Source organism: Thermomonas paludicola (assembly GCF_024498955.1).
GTDB classification, from domain to species: domain Bacteria; phylum Pseudomonadota; class Gammaproteobacteria; order Xanthomonadales; family Xanthomonadaceae; genus Thermomonas; species Thermomonas paludicola.
In genome coordinates this window covers 2,615,022-2,640,186 of record NZ_CP093311.1, presented here as the reverse complement: position 1 = coordinate 2,640,186, position 25,165 = coordinate 2,615,022, and the positions used below count along the sequence as shown (strand labels likewise).

Here is a 25,165-nt window from a genome sequence, read left to right as displayed (position 1 = left end):
ATGGCGTTGATGGATGTCGCCACAAGGACAGAAGACGCTGGATGCCCGCCTTCGCGGGCATGACGGCAAATACTCACTTCGTCAGCTGGTTCCACAGGAACGTGTAGGCCAGCGCGTTCATGTGCGCCGCCTGCGCGTTGTTGGCCGCGCCGCCGTGGCCGCCCTCGATGTTCTCGTAGTAACGCACGTCCTTACCTGCCGCTTCCATCTTCGCCATCATCTTGCGCGCGTGGCCGGGATGGACGCGGTCGTCCTTGGTCGAGGTGGTGAACAGGGTCGCCGGGTAGGCCTTGGCCGGGTCGAACAGGTGGTAGGGCGAGAACGTCTTGATGAAGTCCCAGTCCGCCGTGTCCGGGTCGCCGTATTCGGCCATCCACGACGCACCGGCCAGCAGGTGGCTGTAGCGCTTCATGTCCAGCAGCGGCACCTGCACCACGATCGCGCCGAACTTCTCCGGATACTGGGTCAGCATGTTGCCCATCAGCAGGCCGCCGTTGCTGCCGCCCATGGTGCCCAGGTGCTGCGTTGATGTGATCTTGCGCGCCACCAGGTCGTCGGCGATCGCGGCGAAGTCCTCGTAGGCCTTGTGGCGATTGGCCTTCAGCGCGGCCTGGTGCCAGCGCGGGCCGTATTCGCCGCCGCCGCGGATGTTGGCCAGCGCGTACACGCCGCCCTTTTCCAGCCAGCCCTTGCCGATGCCGCCCGAATACGCCGGCGTCATCGAGATCTCGAAGCCGCCGTAGCCGTACAGCAGGGTCGGCGCCTTGCCATCGAACTTCAGGTCCGTCGGCCGCACCAGGAAGTACGGCACCTTCGTTCCGTCCTTGCTGGTGGCGAAGTGCTGCTCGATCACGTCCTTGCTGCCGTCGAAGAACACCGGGTTGGACTTCAGCACTTCGGGCTTTTGGCCGATCTCCGCGATGGACAGCGTGGTGGGGCTGAGGAAGTCGGTGGCGGTCAGCCACACCGCGTTGCTGTCGTCGGCATCCACCGCGCCCACGCCAATGGTGCCGATGGTCGGCGCGCCGACGAAGGCCGACTTCGCCCAGCCGTCCTTGCCCGGCGTGAGCACGATCAGGCGGTTCTTGACGTCCTCCATCACGTTGAGGACGAGGTGGTCCTTCGTCCACGCGTAGCCGGCCAGCGCGGCGTTGTCGGTCGGCTCGAACAGCGCGGTGAACGCGCGCTTGCCGGCCATGAAGTCGTTGAAGTTGGTGGCGATCAGCGAGCCCGGCGTCCAGGTCTTGCCGCCGGCTTCATAGGGCTCGCGCAGCTCCAGCAGCAGCCAGTCCTTGTGCACGCCCTTCTGCGCGCTGTTCGGCGCATCGACCTTGGTCAGGCTGCCGTCCGCGTTCCGCAGATACAGCTCGTCGTTGTAGAAGGCGATGGTGCGGTTGACGAAGTCGCGCTCATGGCCCGGCGTGTGGTCGCGGCTGGCGCTGATGTACATGTCGCCCGGCTTGCCTTCGTACACGGTCTTCGCGGCCGACAGCGGCGTGCCGCGCGTCCACTCCTTGACGATGTTCGGATAACCCGAACTGGTCAGCGTGCCCGGGCCGAAATCGGTGAACACGTAGACCGTGTCCTCGTCGATCCACGACAGCCCGCCCTTGGCTTCCGGCCGGAAGAAGCCGTCCTGCACGAACTGCTTGGTGGTGAGGTCGAACTCGCGGGTCACGTCGGCGTCGGAGCCGCCCGGCGACAGCGCGATCAGGCAGCGCTGGTACTTCGGCCGCAGGCAGTCAGCGCCGTGCCAGACCCACTTGGCGTTCTCGGCCTGGTTCAGCGCGTCGAGGTCGAGCACGGTTTCCCACTGCGGGTCCGGCTTGCGGTACTCGTCCAGCGTGGTGCGGCGCCAGACGCCGCGCTCGTGCTGCTTGTCCTTCCAGAAGTTGTAGTAGTACCCGCCGATCTTCTCGACGCCGGGGATCTTGGCGTCGGAATCGAGGATCGCGCGGATCTGCGCTTCCAGTGCCTTGAACGCGGGGCTGCCGGCGATCTCCGCCTCGGCCTTGGCGTTGCGCGCCTTCACCCAGTCCAGCGATTTTTCGCCTTGGACGTCTTCCAGCCAGGCGTAGGGGTCGTTGGTGGGCGGGGTCTGCGCGGATGCCGCGCCGGCAAGCGCAAGGCTGGCGATCAGGCAGGCGCTGGAGAGTTGGGACATGAAAAGGCTCCGGGGGAGAAACCTCGGACGCTAGCACAGGCCTGATGGCACGAGGATGGACTGGCCGTTGGGTGGTTGCTTATGCGCGGCGCTCGATGTTCGCCGGGGAAGGGGCAGGTCGCCGCCGCCGCCGCGCCTGCGCACGCCGCCGCTGTGGCAGGCGCAGCGCGACGCGCGGCAGCGGGAATCCGCGCAGGCTCCACCATGCCGACAACGGCATGCCCAGCAGCCACAGCGGCCACCAGCCGAACCAGGCGCTGCTGCCGCGCGCGGCGGGGATCAACAGCACCGTCAGCGCGCCAAGGATGACGGCGTGACGCAGGCAGGAGTCGAGGTGGTTGCGGGTGATCATGGCGGCGCTCCGTGGTGTGCCGGCACGATGCAACGCCGGCGTCTCACGGGCTGCGACGTTCAATACCCCGCCGCGTCCAGCGCCTTCTCCGCTTCGCGGCGGCCGATGTCGATCAGTTCGGCGACGCGCCAGAACTCGTAGAACTGGCAGGCGTCGCGCGGAATGCGGATCAGCAGTTCGGGGGGTTCCAGGGCAAGCTGCACGCGCGCGATGCGCTCTTGCATGGTGTCCAGTGACAGCGACATCACTTCCATCAAGCCGAAGCGGTGCTGCGGGCGTGCGTCGGCGCTGCTGCCGTGCCGTTCCATCCAGCGGCCGATCAGGCCGGGCGCGGATTTGCCGCGCTCGGCATCAACATCGCGCACCGGGGCGTCACGGCGTTGCGGCAGGCCGCCGTGGATGTCCACCGCGATGACGCGATGCGGGCCGGACATGCGGGTGGCGGTGATGGGCAGCGGCGCCAGCAGGCCACCGTCCACCAGCTCCATGCCGGCAATGGTCAGCGGAGTGAAGATGCCGGGAATGGCGAACGAGGCGCGCAGCGCGTCCCACAGGTCGCCGTGGCGCAGCCAGACTTCGCGCTGGCGCAACAGGTCCACGGCCACGGCGGTGAAGTCGATGGGCAGCTCTTCGATGCGCGGCTCGCCGACGACTTCGCGCAGCGCGTGCACCAGGCGATTGCCGGTGAACATGGCCGGGCGGCTCATGCCGGGATCGAGCAGGCGCAGCATCTGGCTGCGGCGGGTACGCAGCAACCAGTCGCGCAATTCATCCAGCTTGCCGGCGGCGAAGGCGCCGCCGACCAGTGCGCCGCAGGACGTGCCGGCGACCGCCTCGATGTACAGCCCCCGCTCCTGCAGCACTTCGAGGACGCCGATCTGGGCAAGTCCGCGCGCGCCGCCGGCGCCCAGCGCCAGGACAACGGATGCGCCCTGTGGCAGCGCGGTCGCGGGACTGCTCATCAATTTTCCTCGTAATTGGACAGCGCCAGTTGCAGGTGCGCGCGCAGCTGTTCGCGCAGCGACTTGGGTTCCACGATTTCGGCATCGGCACCGTAGTGCAGCACGTCCATCAACAGCTCGCGGGGAACCGAATATGGCAGCTTCAATTCGTAGCGACCATCGCCAAGAAAACGCCCCTGCTGCTGCGAATGCCAGTGTTCATCGGCCACCCAGCGCGCGGCCCTGGCGCTGAAGCGGATCGTGGCCCAGTGCTTGGGCGCGCCGGAAAAAATGCCGTAGCTGCCGGCCAGGTGCGCATTGAGCGTGTCTTCTTCGACGTCGCGCGCGCTGCCGCTGGCGACGCGCGCACCGCTGATGCGGTCGATGGAAAAGCTGCGCAGGCCTTCGCGGTCTTCGTCCCACGCATCCAGATACCAATTGTCGCGATAGTGGGTGAGCCGTTGCGGGCTGACCGTGCGCCGGGTTCGCTCGTCGGTGGAGCGGGCCCGATAGTCGAACGACAGCAGCTGCCGCTCCAGCACCGCCGAGGCCACGATGCGGAACGCGTGTTCGTCCATGTTGCGGATGCGGTGCGGGATCACCCGCACCCGTTCCAGCGGCCAGCGTTTGCCGCCGGAGTGCGCGTCCAGCAACTTTTCCACGCGTTGCTGCAGCGGCGCCAGCGCGGCCGACAGCATCCCGCCGCTGCTGCGTGCCAGCAGCTGCTGCGCCGCCAGCAGGGCATGCAGCTCTTCGGAACTCAGCCACAGGCCGGGCAGCTCGAAGCGTTCGACCCCGGTCTTGTCGTAGCTGAAACCGGCGTCGCCGTCGCCGATCACCGGTGCCATCAGGGCGTCGCGCAGGAAGGCGATGTCGCGATAAACGGTGGCGCGCGAGCAGCCCAATTCGTCCTGCAGGTGGGCCACCGTCACCGGGCGGCGCGCGGACTGCAGGTTGCGGTGCAGGGCGATGATGCGTTCGTAGCGATCCATGGGCTGATTATGCGGCAGTCCGCCGCGCCGAATGGAGGTTGGGCCGGGTAGAATGCAGGCCGTCTCCTTTTGCCGGACGATCATGCTGCCGCTGCTGTGGCTGGCGTTTTCCGCGCCGCCGACCGCCATCGCCCAACTGACTGTTCCGGTCTTGCAACCGGAAGTGGCGCAGCGCCTGGTGGATCCGCCCCGCTGCCTGGCGGCACAGTGCGTGAATGGCGAGTGGCAGGTCGAAGCCATGGCGGCGATTCCCGCGGGCCAGCGCCGCATTGGCAGCGATGATTTGCCCGGTGCCGCAGGCCAGCTGCGCCTGCCAAGCGAGCGCCGCGACTGGATGAAGGCGCAGGGCAGCAATGCGCGCGTGGGCCTGCAGTACGGCGTGCAGGCACTGAAAACGGCCGAGACCACCCTGCGCGTGTCGGTGGATACCGGCTATCGCTTGCAGGGCTATGCCGACGACGGCATAGCCTCGACCGGCCCGATCCTGCGCGGGCAAGTGGAATGGAACCAGGCCTTGGGCCAGCGCGCGCAGTTGTCGCAGACCACGCGGCTGGAAGCCGGCCAGCGTGGCGCCTACCTGCGCAACAGCCTGTTGCTGAAGGTGCAGCTGCAGCCGATGCTGATCCTCAGCTCGGGCGTGGAGCTGCGTCGCGACAGTGCGCTGGCTGGCCGCAACCAGACCGATGCGACCTTGAAGCTGCGCTACGCGTTCTGATTCACGACGCGTCGATCAGCGCGCGCGCGCCCTGGGCCAGCAAGTCGTCTGCAACGGCATGGCCCAGTGCTTCCGGCGCCTGCGCCGGGCCGCCGGCCTGCGCACGCACGCTGTGGCCGTCGCGGGCGGAGCCCACCAGTCCCTGCAGCTGCAGCGAGCCCTCGCGCAGCGTGGCCAGCGCCGCCACCGGCACGTGGCAGCTGCCGTGCAGGGCGCGATTCATCGCGCGCTCGGCGCGCACGCAGGTTTGCGTGTCGGCATCGTCCAGCGCCGCGCACAGCGCCGCCACGCGCGCATCGTCGGCGCGGCATTCGATGGCGATGGCGCCCTGCGCCGGCGCCGGCAGCCAGAGCGGTGCATCGAGGCGGGCGCGGATGCGGGCGTCGAACCCCAGCCGCTGCAAGCCAGCGCAGGCCAGCACGATGGCGTCGTAGTCGCCGGCGTCGAGCTTTGCCAGGCGGGTGTTGACGTTGCCGCGCAGATCACGCAATTGCAGGTCCGGTCGCAGCGCACGCAGCTGCGCCTGGCGACGCAGCGACGAGGTGCCCACGCGCGCGCCCTGCGGCAATGCCTGCAGACTGTCGAATGCATTGCTGACGAACGCGTCGGCATGGTCGGCGCGGGCCAGGATTGCCGCCAGCGCGAAGCCCGGTTCCAGCTCCATCGGCACGTCCTTGAGCGAATGCACCGCGCAGTCGGCTTGCCCGCGCTGCATCGCCAGTTCCAGCTCCTTCAGGAACAGGCCCTTGCCGCCGATCGCGGCCAGCGAACGATCCAGGATTTCATCGCCACGGGTGCTGAGCGGCACCAGCTCGACCTGCAGGCCGGGATGGGCCGCGCGCAGGCGGTCGGCGACGTGTTCGGTTTGCCAGAGGGCGAGCGGGCTCTTGCGGGTGGCGATGCGCAGCGTGGTCATGCGCGCATTATCGCCTGCACTGGTGTGCTGGCGGACGTTGCACGCGCAGCATTACAGATGCCGCAGCGTTTCGCGCAGCTGCGGCATGCAGCGGCGGCTGACGTCCAGCGGCAGCGGCACGTGCCGCAGGATCGCCTGCACGTGGCCTTCCGGCGTGCGCCGAAGTTCGATGATTTCATCGCGTGCGGCCAGGCAATTGCGGTGGATGCGCACGAAGCGATCGGTGAATTCCGTTTCCAGCGACTTCAGCGATTCCTCGATCAAATCCTCGCCGCGCGCATGGTGGACGGCCACGTATTTTTCGTCAGCCTGCAAATAGTGGATGTCCTCGACCGGGATCAGGCGCAGGCTGCCGCGCAGGCGCGCGCACAGGTGGCTGCGCGCTTGCGCGGCGCCATCGGCGTGCTGGCTGCTGCGCCCGGCCAGGAACGTGCGCACCTTGTCCAGCGCGGCTGCCAGGCGCTCTGCGCGCACCGGTTTGACCAGGTAGTCCAGCGCCTTCGCCTCGAATGCCGACAGCGCGTGTGCGTCGAAGGCGGTGCAGAACACCACGGCCGGACTCGGCTGCAGGGTGGCCAGGTGGCGCGCGGTTTCCAGGCCGTCGATGCCGGGCATGGCGATGTCCAGCAGCACCAGATCCACGGGTTGCTGGAGACAGGCCTGCAGGGCGCAATGACCGTCGCCGGCCTCGCCGAGAACCCGCACGCCAGGTTGCGCCTCCAGCAGCGCGCGCAGGCGCATGCGCGCCAGTGGCTCGTCATCCACGATCAGCACGCGCAGCGTGGCTGCGTTCATGGCCGGATCTCCGCGGGCATCGTCCCCGCCCCTCGCCGGATGGTAGCCGTGCCTCGCATGCGCGTCATCTTCAGCCGACGGCGAAGCGCGCGCCGATCCAGTCGCCCAGGTCGGCGATTTCCTCGGCACAGACCGCGTGCTGCATCGGGTAGCGGTGCCACGCCACGTCGAAGCCGAATGCCTGCATCGCCTGCATGCCGGCGTCGCCCGCAGCGACGGGCACCACAGGGTCCTGCGTGCCATGGGCCATGAACACTGGGGGTCGCGTGACCGCAGGTTGCAGGCGCTGCCTGGCCAGTGCCAGTGGCATCGGCAGATACGTGGACAGGGCGATCACGCCGGCCAGCGGCGCGCTGCGTGCCAGGCTGGCGGCCAGGGCAATCGCGCCGCCCTGCGAGAAACCGGCCAGCAACAATCGCTGCGACGGGATGCCACGCTGGGCTTCGCGCGCGATCAGCGCCTCCACCTGCGCCACCGAGGCATCCACGCCGTCCAGGTCGGCGCGGTTGGCCAAATCGAAATCGCGGATGTCATACCAAGCGCGCATGCGTGCGCCGCCATTGATGGTGACCGCGCGCACCGGCGCATGCGGGAACACGAAGCGCAGCGCCGGCCAGTCGCGGCGCACCAGTTCCGGCACGATCGGGGCGAAGTCGTTGCCATCGGCGCCCAGGCCGTGCAGCCACAGCACGGACCACTGCGGGTTGTGGCCGGTTTCGTGTTCAACGGTCTCAAGCAGCATGCGGCGTCCAACAGGGGGTGGGCGCCGCATTATGCGGCTCAGTGCGCCCGCTGCGCCGCCCGCTGCGGAACGGCCGCAATGCAGATCACGATGAAGCCCAGCAGCGCCAGCGTGGCCGACGTGCGGCTCAGCGCCAGCCCGCCTTGCGCCAGCGGCTTGTCGAGGAAATCGCCCAGCACCGCGCCCAGTGGCCGGCTCAGGATGAAGGCGGCCCAGAACAGCAGGGTTGGCGAGGCTTTTTTCGCGAAATGCAGCGCCGCAACCCCCGCCAGCGCCACGCCGAAGATCGCGATGCCGCCCGTGTAGCCAAGCCCGGCGGTGTCTGCAACCCAGTCGCCCAGCGCGGTTCCCAGCGTCTGCGACGCCATGATGGTCATCCAGTAGAAGCCCTCCGCCCGCGGCGTGGCGACGCTGGCGACCGAAATCGTGCCAAGCGTGCGCTTCCACAGCCACAGCGAGCCAAGCAGCAGCGCCAGCAGCAGCGCCGAGCCGCCGCTGTAGCCGATTCCCAGCGAACGGTCGGCGAAGTCGGCCAGGGTGGTGCCCACCGTGGTGCTGGCGAGGATGGCGAACCAGTACAGCCACGGGTTGAAGCGGCTGGCGCGAATTTGCATCCACACCGCGAACAGGAAAACAGCGGCGAAGAGGCCGGTGCCGAGCAAGTAACCGTTGGCATGCGGGGTTGCGCTGGTTTCACCCAGCCAGGACATCGTCACCGCATCGCCACCGGTCTCGCCCAGCGTGGTCGCGGCGATCTTGATCAGCCAGAACAGCAGGGTGAGTTCCGGCACCTTGGCCAGGGCGCGGGAGGCATGTCCGGCGGAATCTGGAGAGCGCGTCATGCATGCATTCCCTGGCTGTGCGGATGGCGTAGCGGATGACAATACGCCAGTCGCGGGGCAGACCGCGATTCCGGCGCTATGCTCCCAGCCGTGACGCCGCACGCAGTGCCGGAGCCCGGCAGCGTGCCGCCAAAGCCAACATGCCGGGAGGCGAGATGACGCAGACATGGTTTGCCTGGGCCCTGCTGTCGGCGGTGTTCGCCGCGCTCACCGCGATTTTTGCCAAGCTCGGCCTGGCCGGCGTGAATTCCGATTACGCCACCCTGATTCGCACCGCCATGATCCTGCTGGTGCTGATCGTGTTCGTGGCCGGCACCGGCAAGTGGGTCAACCCGGTCCAGCTGTCGGCGCGCGTCTGGCTGTTCCTCGGCCTGTCCGCGCTCGCCACCGGCGCGTCCTGGGTGTTCTACTTCCGCGCGCTGCAGGCAGGCGATGCGTCGCAGGTGGCGGCGGTGGACAAGTCCAGCCTGCTGTTGGTGGCGGTATTCGCCGTGGCATTTCTTGGCGAACGGCCGGGCGCACGGGAATGGCTGGGGCTTGCGCTGGTGGCATCCGGGGTGTTGCTGCTGGGCTTGAAGCGCTGAAGTCCGGGCCGGGCCTGCCGTAAACGTGGAAAGACACCGCGGAATGCCGCTGGCAGGCGGCATTGGCGCGCTCCTCGCAGGCAAGGCTGGGTGAATGCATGAAGGATGACCGGACGATCGCAACGCCGCTGGCGGATCGCTTGCTGGAGCTGCGGGATGAGATCGGTCGTTTGCCCGATGCCGAGATCCGGCCGTTGATGGAGCAGGAGTTGCCGCGGCTGGCGCAGCAGATACGCCTGCGGACCTTCCATCTTCATCACAGCGAGAAGCGCTTCCGCGACGTGTTCGACAACTCGCCCGACCCGTGCTGGCTGATCGAGGAAGGTCAGTTCACCGACTGCAACCAGGCCGCGCTTGCCATCCTGGGCTACGCGCGTCGCGAAGACATCCTGCAGCATCCGGCGCGGCTGTCCCCGGAATACCAGCCGGATGGGCGCAGCTCGTTCGAGAAAGCGGACGAGATGATGAAGCGCGCGTTTTGCGAGGGCGTGCATCGCTTCGAATGGGAACATCGTCGCGCCGACGGCAGCTGCTTTCCAGCGGAAGTGACCCTGGCCCGGATCGATCTGCAGGGGCGCGATGCGTTGTATTGCATCTGGCGCGACATCACCAACCGCAAGCAGATCGAACAGCAGGCCTTTGACCTGGCCTACTTCGATCCCCTCACGCATCTGCCCAACCGCCGCCTGCTGCACGACCGGCTGGAGCAGGCGATGGCAACCACCGAGCGCAGTGGCGGGCACGGCGCGCTGGTGTACCTGGACCTGGATCACTTCAAGGTCATCAACGACACCCGCGGGCACGACATCGGCGACCGCCTGCTGGTTGAAATGGCTGGCCGGCTGGACGCCATCGTACGCAAGAGCGACACGGTGGCGCGGATGGGAGGCGATGAATTCGTGCTGCTGCTGCAGCAGCTCGACCCCGAGGCGGAGGCCGCAGTGGGCCAGGCGCGCAGGATCTGCGAGAAGGTGCTGGCCGAACTGGCCCGCCCCTGCGTGCTGGACGACGTGCCGTACCAGAGCAGCGCCAGTCTCGGGATTGCCTTGTTCGATGGGCGCACGGCGGATGCCAGCGAACTGCTCAAGCGCGCCGACCAGGCCATGTACCAGGCCAAGGATGCCGGCCGCAACGCGATGCGTTATTTCGATCCGTCCATCCAGGCCGGCATCAGCGCGCGCGCGGCGTTCGAGCTTGAGTTGCGCGTGGCGCAGGCGCGCGACGAGCTGGTGCTGCACTTCCAGCCGCAAGTCGATGCCGGGGGCCGCTGCCTGGGCGTCGAAGCGCTGATTCGCTGGAACCATCCGCAGCGCGGCATGGTGCCGCCGCTGGACTTCATCCCGCTGGCCGAGGACACCGGGCTCATCATCGGCATCGGCCACTGGGTGCTGGAGCAGGCCTGCAACATCCTGGGCGCGTGGCAGAACGACCCGGTGATGGCCACGTTGAGCATGGCCGTCAACGTCAGCGCGCGGCAGTTCTACCAGCCCGGCTTCGTGCAGGACGTGCGCGCGCTGCTGCAGGCCAGCGGAATCGAGCCGGCGCGGCTCAAGATGGAAATCACCGAAAGCATGCTGCTGGACAACATCGAGCAGGCCATTGCCACCATGGACGAGCTGCGGCAGCTGGGCGTGTGCTTTTCGCTGGATGATTTCGGCACCGGCTATTCCTCGCTCAACTACGTCAAGCGCCTGCCCATCGACCAGATCAAGATCGACAAGTCGTTCGTCCACGACATCCACACCGATGCCAACGACGCCGTGATCTGCCGCGCGGTCATCGCGATGGGCCGCAGCCTGGGCCTCAGCACCCTGGCCGAAGGCGTGGAGACGCCGCAGCAGTGGGATTTCCTGGCGCGCGAAGGCTGCGACGCCGCGCAGGGCTACCTCTATGGCCGGCCGATGCCGCTACCGGCATTTTCAAGCTGGCTGCGGCAGCGCGGGTGAGGCATGGGCCACCAGCAACCAAATGGGTGGGCCAACTACATGATTCTATTTGATCTTGTTGTATCTCAATACCTGGCCTGACTCACAATCTGACTCACTTCTAGCAAAGCTCCATGGGGGCGCGCTTGGCGTGATAGGGCGCGTCATGGGATCTGGTTTTCAACCCCATTCGCCCCTTTTGTAGAAAGGCGCCCCCACGATGAATTCGCCAGAAACATCATGCGTCTTGTACATGCACTCATGGACGTTAAGCGACTTGATTCGCTCTGCCATTTGCTGAAGCGAGGACTGCTCGCTCAGGCCGAGCGCGCTCAGTTCCTGCGGCTTTAGGTTGGGAACCTTGTGCAGGAACCAGGTCAAGAGGGGCTCCCTATAGTCGGTTGCCCCGACCTTGAAGTGGCTCAGATACTGCGACGCAAGGATCACGCCAACGCCGAACTCGCGCCCCTGGAGGAGCAACCTGCGAAGGACATCGAACTCGTATTTCATGATGCTGTCTGCTTCGTCGACAAGCAACATCGAATCGACGACGCGCATGTTCCGATCAACCCCTAGGAAAGGACGCTTAGGAATCTTCAACATGTGCTCGTAGAAAACGTTCAACAGGATCGTCACGAGCATGCTCTTGGTCTTATCGTCCGGGCCAAGCTCATTGAGCGCGATGACTACGACACCCTTGAGGAACTCACCAGGACTGACGATGGATGCCGGATCATTGGCGAAAAGCTCCATGTCCACCATGTCGCTGAGAATGCCAGTGATCGAATCCGGGCTTCCCTTCACTGCAAGCTGGTAGTTCTGGAATACGTCGTAGATGGTTGGGTAGTTGCTCTCGCCGCGCCCTTTGTAGGCCTCCTTGATTGCATTCTTCAGCTTCTCGCGCTGGACCGCGCCAATGCCCGAGTAAATCTTCTCGATGGCATCCGAGAAGAAGCGATAGCGATCCAGCCATGGGCTGATCGATTGGGAAGAATTGGACAAGTCGAAGAGGTTGAGCGGGATGTGCTGGGGGCGAATGACGCGCGCGCCCGTCGCCTTCACGAACTCTTCCGAGCTGTAGTCCTTCTTGTAATCGAAGATCAGTATGTTCGGGGAAACCCCACGGTTCCCTGCCGCGCCAGTGGCGATCTGGAAGACAAGTGATTGCAACAACTGGGTCTTGCCCGTGCCAAGGTCGCCCACCACGCCCATGTTCAATTGGTTGAGCGAGGTTTGGCCAAGGTTGAGGTGGCGCACGCGCGTTTGGAATGCGTCGATGTTTTCGCCGACCCTGAGGATGAGCCCGACTTGGTCGGATCCGTTGACCGGCGCTGTGGCCTTGGAGGGCTCTTGGGTTGCCTGAGGCTCGTCGTCATAAGGCGCAACCGTATTGGCACCGGCTTCGGATGGCGATGCAGATACCACAGGCTCTTCCGCGGGCTGCACTGGCTGAGGCGTGATGAATGGTGCTTCTGGCTTCATGGGTGCAGCCACGGGCGCGATCGGCACGGTTGTGGTTGCAACCTCTCTGGGCATGAGCTGCCAGTCATGGAGCGCAGCCTTCATTGATTGATAGAACGCGTCCGCAGTTCCCCTGACGATTAGGCTGGCATCGGATTGGGAAAGCTCAATGGTTTCCTTGAAGGAATCCCCGTCGGTATCGCTCGGGCCGCTACTCGTTGTCCCATCGATGACGATTAGACGTCCACGCGCATCGATCTCCACGCCAAGTTCCGAGTTGAGGATGGCCTCCATTACCCGCGAATGCAGCCCTGCCCACGCGGCAGCCTTGCCGCCCTCCGCCAGATGCTGGCTGTAGACACGGAAACCGTAGCCGATCATGGAAGACAGCAAGTTTTCGTAGGCCAGGCGCCAGATCAACATCTCCTGATCGTCGGTATATGTCTCGCGAAGCGAATTGAGCAATGCCGATAGCGACTTGGCTTGCTCGAGCGCCGCGAGGCGGTCCTTGTGCGCCATCCGGGCGTTGCCACTCCGGTTCTTCACCTCGACGGGTGTCAACTTGCATCGAACGGAAGAGTCGGTGATGACCAGCCCCACCACGATCAGGTCGGGGCGATGCAAATTGAGTTTCCCGTTGGCCTTGGCTAGATCATCGAGGTAGCGCTGGAATGGATCGACTGGGATGACGAGCGAAATTCGCTGCTCCTCATCGTGTTCCTCCCATGGGACCAACAAACCATGCTGCCCACCTGAGGAGCGGAAGCTGTCTTGGATGAGCCGAGTCGCGATGAAGAGGCCCAAGTCGCCGGTGGCTCCCGAGTTGCCAGCCGATAGGCCGCGCACGGTTGGAATGCCCCTGCGCGCCACTTCTTGCACGATCGCGGAAAGCTCCGTATGCGGGAGGTCTCCACACCCCGGCAGGCGCTGCAGGACGATCTTCATCGTCTCCAGATCAAGGGGCTTGATGCGCGAGAGCAGGTAATAGCCATTGCTGTCGCCGGACCTTCCCGAGTACGAGGGAAGCTCGTAGTCCCAGAGGTAGGTGCCTTCGAGCCAGTTTCCGAGGAAGCAAGCTGGATCCACGGCAGACGAGGAGACTGCGGCGAATTCAGCCTTGTCCAGAGATTTCTTGACCGCGTTGATGCTCGGTGCGAACACGTAGCCTTTAGGGATGTCGGACATGCCCTCCAGGGCAGCAATGGCCTTCGCGGTATTGTCCGCAAGCCCATCACCCGTCACTCGGGCAGGACCGGCCACGCGTGATTCACTCAAGAACTGCCCATTCCCGGAAGCTTGTTGCTCGCGGATGCGCACACGCACAAGGCCACCAACGCCTAGCGGAGAAGTCTGCCTGATCGGCTGGGCACTGGCATTGGAAGTCTCCAATTGGGCGATGATGGCCAAATCGTGCGAAATGCTGGAATCAGCCGCCCCGTACCATTGGACGGCATTGTTCGTGTCCTCGGCCAAGTTGGAGATCTCCGCGTCGCCCGGGCGGGCATCCTCATTGCGCTCGTCGAACACGTGGATCTCGCTCGCGCCGAACACCGAGGCGTTCTTGCCTTGCATAGCGCCCGCTGAAAAATGCTCACGCCCCCAGGACAAGAGGCCATCGTTGCATGCGTTGTTCTGGCCGGCTGCACTGGACACAAGGACGCCAATGACCGGTTTCGCCACCAGCATCTCGCATACGTCATCCATGGCGCGGTGGACCTGAGACGCACTGAACCCACTGGAAATTCCACCAACCAGAAGGCCCATCTCCCGATCAAGGGGGGAGGAGACGCCCAGCTTCGCCAATCGATCCAGACGCTGCGTGTTCCACAGGATGCCCCAGTAGTCCGAGCTGCATTCGACTGAGAAGTAGACAACCTCATTGGTGCCGCCCGTGGCATCGCGTAGCGGCAATGCAATCGAGTCAGGCACGCAATCCGGATCCATGATGCTAGCGGCAGGGCATGGACGCTTGCGCGAAGCGAGGTACATGGCTCGTTGCGCAAGGCATTGCCAGGCGAATCGGATGGGATGCAATGGCGAGACGATGACCGCGTTCGGAACCTGCTCTAGCGTTACTCCATCCGATTCCAACCCCATGACTAGGCCGATGTCGCACCAGCAAGCTTCCTTCGGGGAGGCTGATAGCCAATCCAGATAGGCACGGACGTATGTGCCCACTGCTTCCTCGAATTCCTTGTCGGTCACCAGCCATTCGCCTAGGTTGGCAGATTCAACGAGATCGTTTCCATCCTTGCCCCGAACCTTGGCAGCGATCAATTGCCTTGATTCGATGAATGCGGCCGGCGGCTGCATCTCGTCCATGCCAGGCCGGGGATCGCTGAGGAACCTCGCCGAGGAGAAAATCACATCCTCGACCGAGGACCATTCGCGTCGACGCCATTCGCTGGCATAGTCTGGTGCCAACACGAATGGGTAATGCGACCTGCCCACGCGGGATCCTTCCAGCATCCATCCCTGTAGTTGTGCACTGCGGGATTGGCTGTTCGCATGCACGGCGCGAGGAAGCTTGCCTCCCTCGCGTCGGGAGTTCCTCGCCAAATGGAACTCGAAGTAACTCGTGCATTCCTCCGCAGTTGCCTCATCCGCGACGAGGAAAACTCGGAACACGTCCTTCTTGGCGTTTTCTGGACGCATTATCTCGAACTGGTAGTGACGCTCGCCGCCAGCCTCGACTTCCAGGCCGTACTCGTCGTCGGCCACGCGACCAATCTTCGCCGGCTCCAGCTCCTCGTCATCGCAATGCGCCGTGGCTTCGCCGGAAAGAATTTCCACGCCGGGCCGAGCGTAAACATCGAGGTAGTGCCGTCCTGCGCCAGCCATCTCCAGGGTCGTGTCGATGGGTTTGTTCGACACCAGCTTTGGCACCTTCCCCTTCGCCGCGGTGCGGGAGCATACGATCAATCCCGGCTCCCAAGCGGAAAGTGAAATCAGTTTAGAGCTAGCCTTCTTGACGTCCTCTAGCTTTACACCCTGGCATTCCACGACTTCGGCCACGTATTTGATTGGCACCCTGTGAAGGGGGAATGCGTCGTCGACGAACTCCATGGATCCTGCGCTTGGCAAGTCCCACGTGCGACGATTCGCCATGCCGCCTGGCGCCTCCCGAGTAATCCGTACACGCGCGCCCTCCAACCCATCCGGCAGTTGGACCTGAAGCCGCGCGGCGCTACGGACCACGGGGACGAAGCCCTTGAGCTGGAATGCCAATGGGTTCGTGCATGTGAGTGTTAACTCGGGAGAGGACTCCGTCGTATCGTCATCAAGCAATAGCTCCCATTTCTGGACGGTCAGCTCGTCCCACCAGCCGGGCGGCGGCATGGTCTCGTCAGGGGCGTAGCAATAGGGCATGGAGCGCTTGAGTGCCGTCACGACGTCGCACTTGCGGCGCACTTGCCCTAGGAAGGCGTCCAGGTGCGTCGGATCAACTCCGGCCTTAGGAGCCTGTTCCTTCAATTGCTCCACGCCAGACCCCAGGTTCGAGCGCTCAAACTTGTCGACTAATGCGCTGAAGATGGACAGCTTGTGCGTGACATCGATGTGCCCGTCGCTCGAAGGGGGGAATCCACTCGCCAGGCTTACACGCGCATCCAATGGCTGGCCCGCATCGCGCAGTTCCCAAAGGCGGGCGAGGATGTCCCATGCCCCGCTCCTGCTTACCTCGTGCTGCTTGGCTGCATCTGCAGCAACTACGGCCTCGTGGACGAGTCGCTTCGCCTGCTCCAATTGCTTGTCGTCGCCTGTCCCGAGACCTGCGTCGACGAGGTATTGAATGAACGGGTCGTCCCACCAAGCTGAAATTGGTGCCCCGCCTTCGTTCACGACGGACGCGACGCCGAACGATTTGCGAGTGGATTCATGGGTGTCGCTTGCTTGCCCACCGGGCGGAACTAGAGTGAGGAAGATGCCGGCCCTGGGGTCGTTGCGAAGACTAGCCAAGCCATGGAACAAGCTGTAGCCGGATTGGTCCACGCGGGCAACTGGCTCCGTATCCGGCACTTCATCGACTTGGACCACGACCGGAAATGAAACCGTCGTGCCATCGGCCATGCTCGCCGATAGCAATCGGCCATCACCAGCAAGAACTTTGAAAAGCTCCGCGAGCATGCTCGGCGGTGGGCCGCAAAAAACCACGCGGCACTCCTTGCTTCCGCTTGGAAGGGAAAGGATCTCGTTGGCCATTTGGCCGTTGATCCACGCGGCTAGTTCACTTGCAAGCTTGCTCAAGGCGGCACCAACATCAAATCGCAAAAGGGGGGACCAGCAACATGCCACTTTCGGCATCTGGGCTATCAAGCACCAAGCCAAGCATGCGCAATTGACGGCCCAAGTCACTGTCATTCAACCCATGCAGGTCGAATTCGATCCCGTAGGATGAGAGGTGCTTCGCCAATCGTTGGACGGAACGAGGGCCTTTCACCTCATGCAGGCAGCAATGGGCCATGGCCAACACCGAGGCGGGACCCAGCGCCAAAACCCACGGGGAGTTCCGTGCTTCGCCACGTTTACGCAAGAAATACCCTTGGTCGTAGCCACGCAATGTCTCATCCATCGTCTGGCGCTGCCCCAGAGTGTACTGGGCGAACTCCATGAGGTTTGATCCAATGCCCTTCTTGCAGGCAATCGTGCGCACTTCCCGGTCCTGAAGTTGATGGTAGGAATCAAGCACGCCTGCTGCGCGAAGCTTGTCCTTGTTTGCCTCGATTGCCTCCAGAAAAGAACGGGCGCCGGCGACCGAATCCATCCTGGCGACCTTGGCACCCATTTCATCCAGCGCCCACAACATGCAGTTCAAGCCAAGGCGGGCCGATAGGTACTTGGACGCGTAGTCGCGCAAAATGGGTATGGCGGGATGCCCGAATGAAAGCATTCGGCTATCCACGGCAAGCAACTGTTTAGCTAACTCGGCATCGGTGGCAGGGATGCTGGCTATATCTGATTCAACGAGGCTTCTCGCTAGTCGCCAGACGCGATCATTCACGTCGCAAATCCAAAGCACGTGACTGACGGTTCCTATCCTGAGAACGGCCTCCAGAAGGCTCACCCACTGCCGCCTAGTCATCGAAGGCTTGGCGGCGATGATGCCTTCGAGATCCGCCACGAACTGTTTTGCCGGGTATTCGATGCCCGCTCTATCCGAGCTTGGAAACAGGCCCAGGGGCGCCATGTCGGTAGGCTTCCAACCGTTCACACCCTGACGGCGCAGTTCGAATTCTTCCTGGAGCCACCGCGCCCAGACATCGTCATTTGCCCCAATGCCCAAGGCGTCGTGCAGGCCCACCCACACCCTTGATGCATCTGCGTCCGAGGTGGCTCCTAGTTGGATGATGCGCTTCACCAACTGGCCTGGATTCCATGGGTTGCCAGTCAATCGTGCCGCGCCTGAATACAACGCGGCGTCCGGCACCACAGGGGAAAGCGACATGAAGCGCTTAGAGGACTGTTGCGCAACCTTCGGACTCTGCACTAGGCGATCTAGGACCGTACGCCACGTGTCAGGCTGGATTTCACCCTTGCCACCTTCTTTTTTTCGCGCTTTGTCCGCGGCCTTGCTGAGCGCGTCGCCATGCTTTTTTACCTTACCTTCCGAAACCCCTTCAAAGCCGGATGCGCGATACAACGAGGATAGGACGACCTCTCCTGTCGAAAACTCTGGTGCACGATGGATGCTGAAAATGGCATCCCTGAACAATGGGTGCTGCGTATCCCAAGGGGACTCCAAGAACTTCTCGATAGTCATTGGCCATTCCCCCGGCGCACGATGAAAGTGCCGAAATTGCGCACGATCACGTCATCCCTCATGCCAAGCTGGATTTCACTACCTTCCAGGGCGTCTTCATCGCGGACGACGGTCCCAGCCAGCTTCGCGCGCGTCGTGTCGATGAGGGCCACCACCGAGCGTGGCAGCGAGGCTGGAACCATGCCCTTACGTAGGGACTTGGTGGCCTTGAACAACTCATAGGTCAGGGCAACGGGTTGTGCGGAAGTGCCACTGCCAACACTGAGGAAGCGCACTGGCAGTCTGGGCTTGTTATCGCCTTGCTGGAAGGGCATTTGCCGGACCTTTTGGATATCGGTCGTCAGCATCACCCTTCGTTCCGGCGGCGGCAGTGGCTCGCCGAATGTGGTGTTCAAGCTCACTTGAAACTGTCGTTCCTTGTTGAGCAGGTTTTCAACCTGCTGCCTTGCTTCTTGCAGGGCGCTACTATCGCCGTTAAGGACTTGGTCAAAATCAACCAGCACATCCGAATCCTTGGTAATGCCGGATCGAACACCCACCGAACGACGTGCAATCCTGCATGCAACAAGCCTGATGAGTGCTTGCACGCGCTCCGCTATCGCAGGCTTAGGCCGCCGGATGGCCTCATCGGAGAGCATTGCATCTGCTTCCTCGAATGACTTGAGCAAGTCGATTTCAAGTGCGGATAGGGACTGGTACTTTTGAAGGAATGTCCGGCCCTCCTTGATCGACAGGCTGAACCGCCGATCCAAGTCTTCGAACTTGATTGTCGTGTTGGAGCTCACGGCGACTTCCATAGCAGGACTTGCAACTGCAGGGTCAAGGTAGACCCTCATGCCTGCTAGCTGCGTGCGCAAGGTAGAGGTGGCCTCTTTCCGCTTGTCTAACGATAGGAATTGCTGCAAGCCGGCTAGCGCCGGCTGCTCGTCGAGCTTCAGCTCCTTGATGTCGTTCCTAAGCCCAGCAGCCCTTTCCACAGGCCATGCGCCAAAAAGGACGTGCTGGTATTGCGCGGCAACCAGCTTGAACAAGCCCCTGACACGCTTGATCTCCCGCTTGGCCGCATTGGATTCCCGCGGCTGGAGCTGTGCCTTAGCCCACTCGCAAGGTTGATAGACACCCTTTGATTCGGACTCCGTAGTGCCCGCAAGCAGATAGGCGGTTAGCGAGAATAGGTCGCGGAAATTCCACCGCTTCCCACTAGACAGTTCAAACCATCGCAGGACGCGAATGAAGGAAGAACGATGTGGCTCACCGGCGAGGAGCTTTCGGTTGGTGCAGAACGGACAGTATTCGCCTGCGGTGCACTCGCCGAACTCCGGCCAATCCCCTGCGTTGGTCGCCACACCGAGGATTTGCCTCGCCGCGGAATTGGCTGCTTGGCCATTGGCCTCTTCAACAAGGGATTCGACGTCCATCGGCCACACTGCAAAGCGCGAATAGCCCTCCAACGGCCAACAAGCGATTCCCCTTGAGCCAAGTGAGGCTGATTGGACGATTTTCTTGACCAGCTCGCCAACCTCGGGCTCATCGCGTTCCGTAGCCAGGATCAGCGCGTCGTCCAGAACACCACGATTCACGCAGGCTATGTAGACATGTCCATCGCCTTGCCCTAACAAGGAGCGGATGTCGTTGCAGAGATGCTCGGCAGGGGTGGCCGGATCACCACGATTGGCTTCGGATCCATCCTGCACGATGGAAATGGCAGTGATTTTGCTGTGCGCGGGGAATTGCGTCTGCACACTCCTAACCAAGCGGCCGGGGTGCCCCCCGGCTTGGCCCGAGAACAGTGCCGCGAGTTCTTCTAGCAATACGCCGTTGAGATGCATCGCGACATCAAGTCCGCGGATCGTGAATTCGACGGCCTCCGTTTTGCCATTACCTGGGCCGCCAATCAGGAAAATTGCCTTGGGTGTCCCATCCTTTCCACTGGCGATGTCCCTTGACCACGCTTGCAACCGCGTGAGCAAACCCGTCGTGATCACGTCGCCAGAAGGGCGTCCGCTTCCCTTGTAAAACAACTTCTTGACGCCGCCGGCCTTGTCTCCGGACCAGTTGAGCAACCCCTCTGGATACTTACTCATTCGCCCCCCCGGCGGAATCATCGTGGCTAGCTCATTGTCATGGCAATGTGTTTCTTGATGACAGTCTTCTTGCCAATGCTTCCTTTCGCCTTGGCGTCGATCGACTTCCATGCCGTCAAGATTCCGGCACCTATAGCCATGGCCAACAACGGTGGCACGGCGTTGCCGACCTGCGTATACCGGGGGCATTCGACCTTACGGCGATCGCCACCGGTCGTGTACTTGCCATGGAAGGTGAACCAGTCAGGGAAAGACTGGAGCCGCGCGGATTCGCGCACTGTCAGGATCCGCGGATCGCTGTAATGCAGGATGTCATCAGGCAACGTAGTGAGCGTTGGCGCCGGCTGCGTAGGCGACATCGGCACGGTACGGTGCTTCAACATACCGAAGATCTCACGGTCGTCACTGCTCAGGTTCACCCCACGGCGGTTAGTGGCGAGGCTAGTGGCGAGAATTTTTTTAAAGCGCGCTCTTACATCCTCCCCATGGCGCGCGAGCCGCATGCTGTCCATCTGATCGGGGGCGACGCCCGCGCTCATGAGCCGCTGGTAAGCAGTATCGTGCGGGCCTTCGTATTTCAGTTGCACGTATCCACGGCGGGCGCCGAAGCCGGTGTATTCAATGGTGCGCTGCGCCACCTGCTTCCCAGTCCCGACGACCAGATCGGAAATGGCCTGCTGGGCAGTCACGGGGGTCCCATTCCCTAGCTCCGAAAGTTGCTTTCCCCCCTCGACGTCTATCGCATCGAACAAGCCCGTGCATCCAGAAGGGAACTTCTTGACCATGTCCGAGCGGATCCCAATGACGACCAGTCGCGCCCTCCGCTGCGGGACGCCAAAATTTGCCGTGTCGAGGATCATCGGGCCGACGGTGTAGCCAAGCTCACCGAGGGCGTCGTGCAGTTTGTCGTAATAGGTTTGTCCAGCCCTTGCCGTCTTGTTCCCGCGCTTGGTGTGGGCAACGTTCATGCCCGGCACGTTCTCGAGGACGAGGAACTTGGGGTTGATGAGCTCCACGAAAGATACGTAGCGCTGGAACATCTTGTTCCGGGGGTCGGAGTTGTTCCGCTTACCTGCGAAGGAGAACCCTTGGCAGGGCGGCCCGCCTGCAATGAGATCGACCTTGTTGCGAAGTTTCGCTAGTTCGCCATGGTGGGCTTTCAGGACGTCGTCGATAGAGTGAGCAGACTGTTCTAGCCAAGCCGGCCATTGGAATCGGCACCGGGACGCCTCGCCAAGGAAGTTTGCGCGGAAGGTTTCGAACGCATCCGTAGCGCGCTCGATCGCGAACAGGCCCTGCCAGCCCGCCTGGGACAGGCCCAGGGATAGCCCTCCGCACCCCGAGAAGAGGTCAATGAATGTCGGGCGGGCGGGAACGGCGGAGTTTTCCATGGGCGGGCTCGAAGGGGTTTCGGCCAGCACCTTGAATGCGCAAGATGAGCTCTTCTCGCCCGATGCATCCCTGGGCCGCCGGCGGTCGGCTTCCAGGGTAACAGTTCCCTCAGGGCGGGGGGAAGCACTTCCAGCCGCATCGCGCCGCATGCCTAGGGCTTGCCCCCGCGCCTCAGGGACAACGCATTCAATAACTTTCGGACGGACCTGTCGCGTGACTTGGCCGTCGACAGGGAACCCTCCCAGACAGTCAGGACCGACCAGCCTTCGCGGCGGAGGCGCTGGGCATTTCGTTGGTCCCTGGCCTGGTTCGCTGCGAACTTTTCCCGCCAGAAGCGACTGTTTTGCGTGCTCTTGGTGGAATTTTCGTCAGCCATGCTCATGGACTCCCCAATGTCAAATACAGCGTGTGCGAATTCACCGTAGCTTCTCGGAAGCCATAAGCACGATAGAAACGGGCGGCTTTCTCGTGCCGCGTGTCCACCAGCAGTACGCGCACGCCAAGCTGCTCGCGCAATCCCAGGCTGCGTGCCACGGCATGGGCCAGCAGGTAATCGCCGTGCCCCCTGCCCTGCTCACTGGCCGAGACGGCTAGTCGCCCCATGCGGATGGCCGGCACCGGGTAGTTGGGCAGGCGCTTTCGATCTGCGTCCTGCAAGTCGGCCAGCAGAAGCTGGGCAGCGGACAGGCTGTAGTAGCCGAGGATGCTGGCCGGCTTGGTGTCATCCACCAGGACGTGCGTGGTGCTGATACCGTCGCGGTGATGCTGGGCGGCCTGCTGGCGCAGGTAGGCATCCAGCGTGGGCTCGCCACAGGTGAACCCGTCGCGGTTGTGCCGCTTGGGCTTGAGTTGCTCGACAACCAGCACGAATCAGGCCTGCCCGACGCGGGCGAGGGCCTTCTTCAGCTTGGCATTGGGCTGGAAGGGGGCATCCAGCGCCTTGAGGAAGCGCCGGGATTCTTCCGCCGACAGGGTGACGGTCAGTTCCGCAGCCATGACGTTCTCGGCCTCGCGCAGTACCGCATCACGCACGAAAGCAGACAGCGGCACGCCTCGCAGGTCGGCGGCGCGGGTAATACGCGCCTTATCCGTGGGGTTCAGGCGCAGGTCGAGACGGGCGGCAGCAGTGGTCATGGCAGCTCTCCTTGTACGGAATAATACCGTACAATTGACGCAAGTCAAATGTCAATCCGGAGTTGCCTGAATACAGTGCCCGGCTGAGTAGCCAACGTCATTTCAAAGTAGGCGTAGGCCTGCGCCAGCGTTTCGTGATACGAGCGCCTTTCTCGGAATCCAAGCGACTTGGCGTGCCTCTCCGCGACGCCTGGCATGTCCCAAAGGCGTGATTGGTGGGCCCACCTGGACTTGAACCAGGAACCAACGAATTATGAGTTCGCTGCTCTAACCAATTGAGCTATAGGCCCTTTTTGTAGTTTTCGACCCCGCCTCTCGGGTCTTGTCGCCTTCGTCTGTCGGGCTGTTCAAAAGGATTATGAGTCCTCTGCTCTGACCATTGAGCTATAGGCCCGCAGCGATAATTGTAGCGGCGCAAACGAAGAACCCGCCGAGTGGCGGGTTCTCTGCTTCCTTGCCTCGTGCGGCTTACTCGATATCGAGGAAGCTCCGCAGCGTTTCCGAGCGCGACGGGTGGCGCAGCTTGCGCAGGGCCTTGGCCTCGATCTGGCGGATGCGCTCGCGGGTGACGTCGAACTGCTTGCCCACTTCTTCCAGGGTGTGGTCGGTGTTCATGTCGATGCCGAAGCGCATGCGCAGCACCTTGGCCTCGCGCGGGGTCAGCCCGGCCAGCACGTCGCGCACCGTCTCGATGAGGTTGATGTCGGTGGTGGCATCCATCGGCGACATCACGTTGGTGTCTTCGATGAAGTCGCCCAGGTGCGAGTCTTCGTCGTCGCCGATCGGGGTCTCCATCGAAATGGGTTCCTTGGCGATCTTCATGACCTTGCGGATCTTGTCCTCGGGCATGTCCATTTCCTTCGCCAGCTCCTCCGGCGTGGCCTCGCGGCCGTACTGCTGGAGCATCTGGCGGGAAATGCGGTTGAGCTTGTTGATCGTCTCGATCATGTGCACCGGGATGCGGATGGTGCGCGCCTGGTCGGCGATCGAGCGGGTGATCGCCTGGCGGATCCACCACGTGGCGTAGGTCGAGAACTTGAAGCCGCGGCGGTGCTCGAACTTGTCCACCGCCTTCATCAGGCCGATGTTGCCTTCCTGGATCAGGTCGAGGAACTGCAGGCCGCGGTTGGTGTACTTCTTGGCGATGGAGATCACCAGGCGCAGGTTGGCCTCGACCATTTCCTTCTTGGCCTTGCGCGCCTTGGCCTCGCCGTAGGACAGCGCGCGGTTGATGTCCTTCAGGCCGGTCAGCGTCACCTGCATCGACTTCTCGATGACGATGGTCGCTTCCTGCTCGGCGATGATCTGTTCGCGCACGTCGCGCAGGGCGCTGCCCCACTTCTGCTTGCGCTTGAGCAGCTCGTCCACCCATTCCAGGTTGGTCTGGTTGCCGTCCCACGCCTTGATGAAATCCTTGCGCGGCATTCTGGCGACGCGCGTGCTCAGGTCGAGGATGCGGCGTTCGTGCTCCTTCACCTGGTTGACCACGTCGCGCAGCCTGCGCACCAGCACGTCGGTCAGCGGCAGCGGCAGCTTGAAGGTGACGAAGATCGCGGCGATGTCCTCGCGCGCCTTCAGCGCGGCCTTGGCGTCCGCGCCGCCCTTGGCGTAGGCCTTCTGGAAGCGGGCGTAAGCCGCGGCCATGGCATCCATGCGCGCGGCCACTTCGACCGGATCGGGGCCGGTCGGGCCCGGCTCGTCGGCATCGTCGGTCGCGGTGTCATCATCGTCTTCGTCGGCCTCCTCGCTCTCGGTGACCTCGACCACCGGCGCAGGTTCCGGTTCGGGCTCCTCGTCGTTGAAGCCCACCACGATTTCGGCCAGGCGCTTCTTGCCGGCCTTGTGCAGCTCGTAGTCCTCCAGCAGCAGCTGTGCCGACTGCGGGAAACTGGCCAGCGCGGCGTTCATCTGCGCCAGGCCTTCCTCGATGCGTTTCGCGATGGCGATTTCACCCTCGCGGGTCAGCAGGTCCACCGTGCCCATTTCGCGCATGTACATGCGCACCGGGTCGGTGGTGCGGCCGCCTTCGGTGTCCAGCGACGTCAATGCGGCGGCCGCTTCCTCGGCGGCGGTTTCGTCCACCTCGCGGCCACCGGCCTGCTGGCCGGCCAGCAGCAGGGTTTCCACATCGGGCGCAACTTCATGCACCTCGATGCCCATGCCGTTGATCATGCCGATGATGTCTTCGATCTGCTCCGGATCGACCATGTCGTCGGGCAGGTGGTCGTTGACTTCGGCGTAGGTCAAATAGCCCTGCTCCAGACCCTTGCTGATCAGGATCTTGATGTCGGACTGCGGGGCTGTCTGCCGTTCGTTGGCCATGGGCGGTGCTACCGTGTGTGGGGATCTGCGCGAAGGCAGGGAACAG

Annotated in this window: 18 protein-coding genes and 1 tRNA gene; 3 read left to right on the top strand and 16 right to left on the bottom strand. The window is 63.3% G+C overall.

Annotated elements, in window-relative coordinates; translation table 11 throughout:
* Positions 1-73: 73 nt before the first annotated feature.
* The 4 genes from LIW09_RS12345 to LIW09_RS12330 all read right to left on the bottom strand — a co-directional run bounded on the left by LIW09_RS12345 (position 74) and on the right by LIW09_RS12330 (position 4,449).
* Positions 74-2,164 (bottom strand): prolyl oligopeptidase family serine peptidase, encoded by a 2,091-nt coding sequence (locus tag LIW09_RS12345; RefSeq protein WP_256645898.1) that lies wholly within the window; start codon positions 2,162-2,164, stop codon positions 74-76.
* 79 nt (positions 2,165-2,243) lie between these two features.
* Positions 2,244-2,516 (bottom strand): hypothetical protein, encoded by a 273-nt coding sequence (locus LIW09_RS12340; RefSeq protein ID WP_256645897.1) that lies wholly within the window; start codon positions 2,514-2,516, stop codon positions 2,244-2,246.
* Between the two features lie 59 nt (positions 2,517-2,575).
* Complete coding sequence (locus tag LIW09_RS12335) at positions 2,576-3,478, bottom strand: patatin-like phospholipase family protein (protein ID WP_256645896.1); 903 nt, start codon at positions 3,476-3,478, stop codon at positions 2,576-2,578.
* Positions 3,478-4,449, bottom strand: coding sequence for a helix-turn-helix transcriptional regulator (locus tag LIW09_RS12330; RefSeq protein ID WP_256645895.1), 972 nt, complete (start codon positions 4,447-4,449; stop codon positions 3,478-3,480). Before LIW09_RS12330 ends, LIW09_RS12335 begins: the two co-directional genes overlap by 1 nt.
* An 82-nt stretch (positions 4,450-4,531) precedes the next feature.
* Here LIW09_RS12330 and LIW09_RS12325 point away from each other — a divergent pair, with 82 nt between their 5' ends.
* Positions 4,532-5,164, top strand: coding sequence for a DUF481 domain-containing protein (locus LIW09_RS12325; protein WP_256645894.1), 633 nt, complete (start codon positions 4,532-4,534; stop codon positions 5,162-5,164).
* Position 5,165: 1 nt separating this feature from the next.
* Here LIW09_RS12325 and hemC read toward each other — a convergent pair whose 3' ends face one another.
* The 4 genes from hemC to LIW09_RS12305 all read right to left on the bottom strand — a co-directional run bounded on the left by hemC (position 5,166) and on the right by LIW09_RS12305 (position 8,459).
* Entirely contained in the window at positions 5,166-6,080 is a 915-nt protein-coding gene (gene hemC / locus LIW09_RS12320; RefSeq protein ID WP_256645893.1) for a hydroxymethylbilane synthase, read from the bottom strand.
* Between the two features lie 51 nt (positions 6,081-6,131).
* Positions 6,132-6,875, bottom strand: coding sequence for a LytR/AlgR family response regulator transcription factor (locus LIW09_RS12315; protein ID WP_256645892.1), 744 nt, complete (start codon positions 6,873-6,875; stop codon positions 6,132-6,134).
* A 70-nt stretch (positions 6,876-6,945) separates the two neighbouring features.
* On the bottom strand, positions 6,946-7,617 hold the full coding sequence (locus tag LIW09_RS12310) for an alpha/beta hydrolase (protein ID WP_256645891.1): 672 nt from the start codon (positions 7,615-7,617) through the stop codon (positions 6,946-6,948).
* Positions 7,618-7,655: 38 nt separating this feature from the next.
* Positions 7,656-8,459, bottom strand: coding sequence for a COG4705 family protein (locus LIW09_RS12305; protein ID WP_256645890.1), 804 nt, complete (start codon positions 8,457-8,459; stop codon positions 7,656-7,658).
* A 155-nt stretch (positions 8,460-8,614) separates the two neighbouring features.
* On the opposite strand from LIW09_RS12305, the gene LIW09_RS12300 reads away from it, so the two are divergent.
* On the top strand, positions 8,615-9,043 hold the full coding sequence (locus LIW09_RS12300) for an EamA family transporter (protein ID WP_256645889.1): 429 nt from the start codon (positions 8,615-8,617) through the stop codon (positions 9,041-9,043).
* A 98-nt stretch (positions 9,044-9,141) separates the two neighbouring features.
* Positions 9,142-10,989: a putative bifunctional diguanylate cyclase/phosphodiesterase gene (locus LIW09_RS12295; RefSeq protein ID WP_256645888.1), complete on the top strand. Its 1,848-nt coding sequence runs from the start codon at positions 9,142-9,144 to the stop codon at positions 10,987-10,989.
* 159 nt (positions 10,990-11,148) lie between these two features.
* Here the strand turns inward: LIW09_RS12295 and LIW09_RS12290 are convergent, their stop codons facing one another.
* The 8 genes from LIW09_RS12290 to rpoD all read right to left on the bottom strand — a co-directional run bounded on the left by LIW09_RS12290 (position 11,149) and on the right by rpoD (position 25,119).
* Positions 11,149-16,629, bottom strand: coding sequence for a type IV secretory system conjugative DNA transfer family protein (locus tag LIW09_RS12290; RefSeq protein ID WP_256645887.1), 5,481 nt, complete (start codon positions 16,627-16,629; stop codon positions 11,149-11,151).
* Between the two features lie 58 nt (positions 16,630-16,687).
* Positions 16,688-18,187 carry a hypothetical protein gene (locus LIW09_RS12285; protein ID WP_256645886.1) on the bottom strand — a complete coding sequence of 500 codons (1,500 nt, stop codon included), beginning with the start codon at positions 18,185-18,187 and terminating at the stop codon, positions 16,688-16,690.
* Positions 18,184-20,382: a hypothetical protein gene (locus tag LIW09_RS12280; RefSeq protein ID WP_256645885.1), complete on the bottom strand. Its 2,199-nt coding sequence runs from the start codon at positions 20,380-20,382 to the stop codon at positions 18,184-18,186. The genes LIW09_RS12285 and LIW09_RS12280 overlap by 4 nt, the downstream gene beginning before the upstream one ends.
* Entirely contained in the window at positions 20,298-21,662 is a 1,365-nt protein-coding gene (locus tag LIW09_RS12275; protein ID WP_256645884.1) for a DNA cytosine methyltransferase, read from the bottom strand. Before LIW09_RS12275 ends, LIW09_RS12280 begins: the two co-directional genes overlap by 85 nt.
* A 379-nt stretch (positions 21,663-22,041) precedes the next feature.
* Positions 22,042-22,530, bottom strand: coding sequence for a GNAT family N-acetyltransferase (locus LIW09_RS12270; protein WP_256645883.1), 489 nt, complete (start codon positions 22,528-22,530; stop codon positions 22,042-22,044).
* A 3-nt stretch (positions 22,531-22,533) separates the two neighbouring features.
* The gene (locus LIW09_RS12265; RefSeq protein WP_256645882.1) at positions 22,534-22,797 is read right to left on the bottom strand and encodes a type II toxin-antitoxin system TacA family antitoxin; all 264 of its coding nucleotides are present in this window, start codon (positions 22,795-22,797) and stop codon (positions 22,534-22,536) included.
* 213 nt (positions 22,798-23,010) lie between these two features.
* Positions 23,011-23,087, bottom strand: a tRNA-Ile gene (locus tag LIW09_RS12260).
* 178 nt (positions 23,088-23,265) lie between these two features.
* On the bottom strand, positions 23,266-25,119 hold the full coding sequence (gene rpoD / locus LIW09_RS12255; RefSeq protein WP_256645881.1) for an RNA polymerase sigma factor RpoD: 1,854 nt from the start codon (positions 25,117-25,119) through the stop codon (positions 23,266-23,268).
* Positions 25,120-25,165: the final 46 nt, after the last annotated feature.

What these genes read in the sequence shown, in the direction of transcription:
- LIW09_RS12310 (WP_256645891.1), bottom strand. Translation starts at nt 7,617, where the DNA reads ATGCTGCTTGAGACCGTTGAACACGAAACCGGCCACAACCCGCAGTGG.
- LIW09_RS12325 (WP_256645894.1), top strand. Translation starts at nt 4,532, where the DNA reads ATGCTGCCGCTGCTGTGGCTGGCGTTTTCCGCGCCGCCGACCGCCATC.
- LIW09_RS12345 (WP_256645898.1), bottom strand. Translation starts at nt 2,164, where the DNA reads ATGTCCCAACTCTCCAGCGCCTGCCTGATCGCCAGCCTTGCGCTTGCC.
- hemC (WP_256645893.1), bottom strand. Translation starts at nt 6,080, where the DNA reads ATGACCACGCTGCGCATCGCCACCCGCAAGAGCCCGCTCGCCCTCTGG.
- LIW09_RS12300 (WP_256645889.1), top strand. Translation starts at nt 8,615, where the DNA reads ATGACGCAGACATGGTTTGCCTGGGCCCTGCTGTCGGCGGTGTTCGCC.
- LIW09_RS12265 (WP_256645882.1), bottom strand. Translation starts at nt 22,797, where the DNA reads ATGACCACTGCTGCCGCCCGTCTCGACCTGCGCCTGAACCCCACGGAT.
- LIW09_RS12315 (WP_256645892.1), bottom strand. Translation starts at nt 6,875, where the DNA reads ATGAACGCAGCCACGCTGCGCGTGCTGATCGTGGATGACGAGCCACTG.
- LIW09_RS12335 (WP_256645896.1), bottom strand. Translation starts at nt 3,478, where the DNA reads ATGAGCAGTCCCGCGACCGCGCTGCCACAGGGCGCATCCGTTGTCCTG.
- LIW09_RS12305 (WP_256645890.1), bottom strand. Translation starts at nt 8,459, where the DNA reads ATGACGCGCTCTCCAGATTCCGCCGGACATGCCTCCCGCGCCCTGGCC.
- LIW09_RS12340 (WP_256645897.1), bottom strand. Translation starts at nt 2,516, where the DNA reads ATGATCACCCGCAACCACCTCGACTCCTGCCTGCGTCACGCCGTCATC.
- LIW09_RS12280 (WP_256645885.1), bottom strand. Translation starts at nt 20,382, where the DNA reads ATGGAAGTCGATCGACGCCAAGGCGAAAGGAAGCATTGGCAAGAAGAC.
- LIW09_RS12290 (WP_256645887.1), bottom strand. Translation starts at nt 16,629, where the DNA reads ATGGCCAACGAGATCCTTTCCCTTCCAAGCGGAAGCAAGGAGTGCCGC.
- rpoD (WP_256645881.1), bottom strand. Translation starts at nt 25,119, where the DNA reads ATGGCCAACGAACGGCAGACAGCCCCGCAGTCCGACATCAAGATCCTG.
- LIW09_RS12330 (WP_256645895.1), bottom strand. Translation starts at nt 4,449, where the DNA reads ATGGATCGCTACGAACGCATCATCGCCCTGCACCGCAACCTGCAGTCC.
- LIW09_RS12295 (WP_256645888.1), top strand. Translation starts at nt 9,142, where the DNA reads ATGAAGGATGACCGGACGATCGCAACGCCGCTGGCGGATCGCTTGCTG.
- LIW09_RS12275 (WP_256645884.1), bottom strand. Translation starts at nt 21,662, where the DNA reads ATGGAAAACTCCGCCGTTCCCGCCCGCCCGACATTCATTGACCTCTTC.
- LIW09_RS12285 (WP_256645886.1), bottom strand. Translation starts at nt 18,187, where the DNA reads ATGACTATCGAGAAGTTCTTGGAGTCCCCTTGGGATACGCAGCACCCA.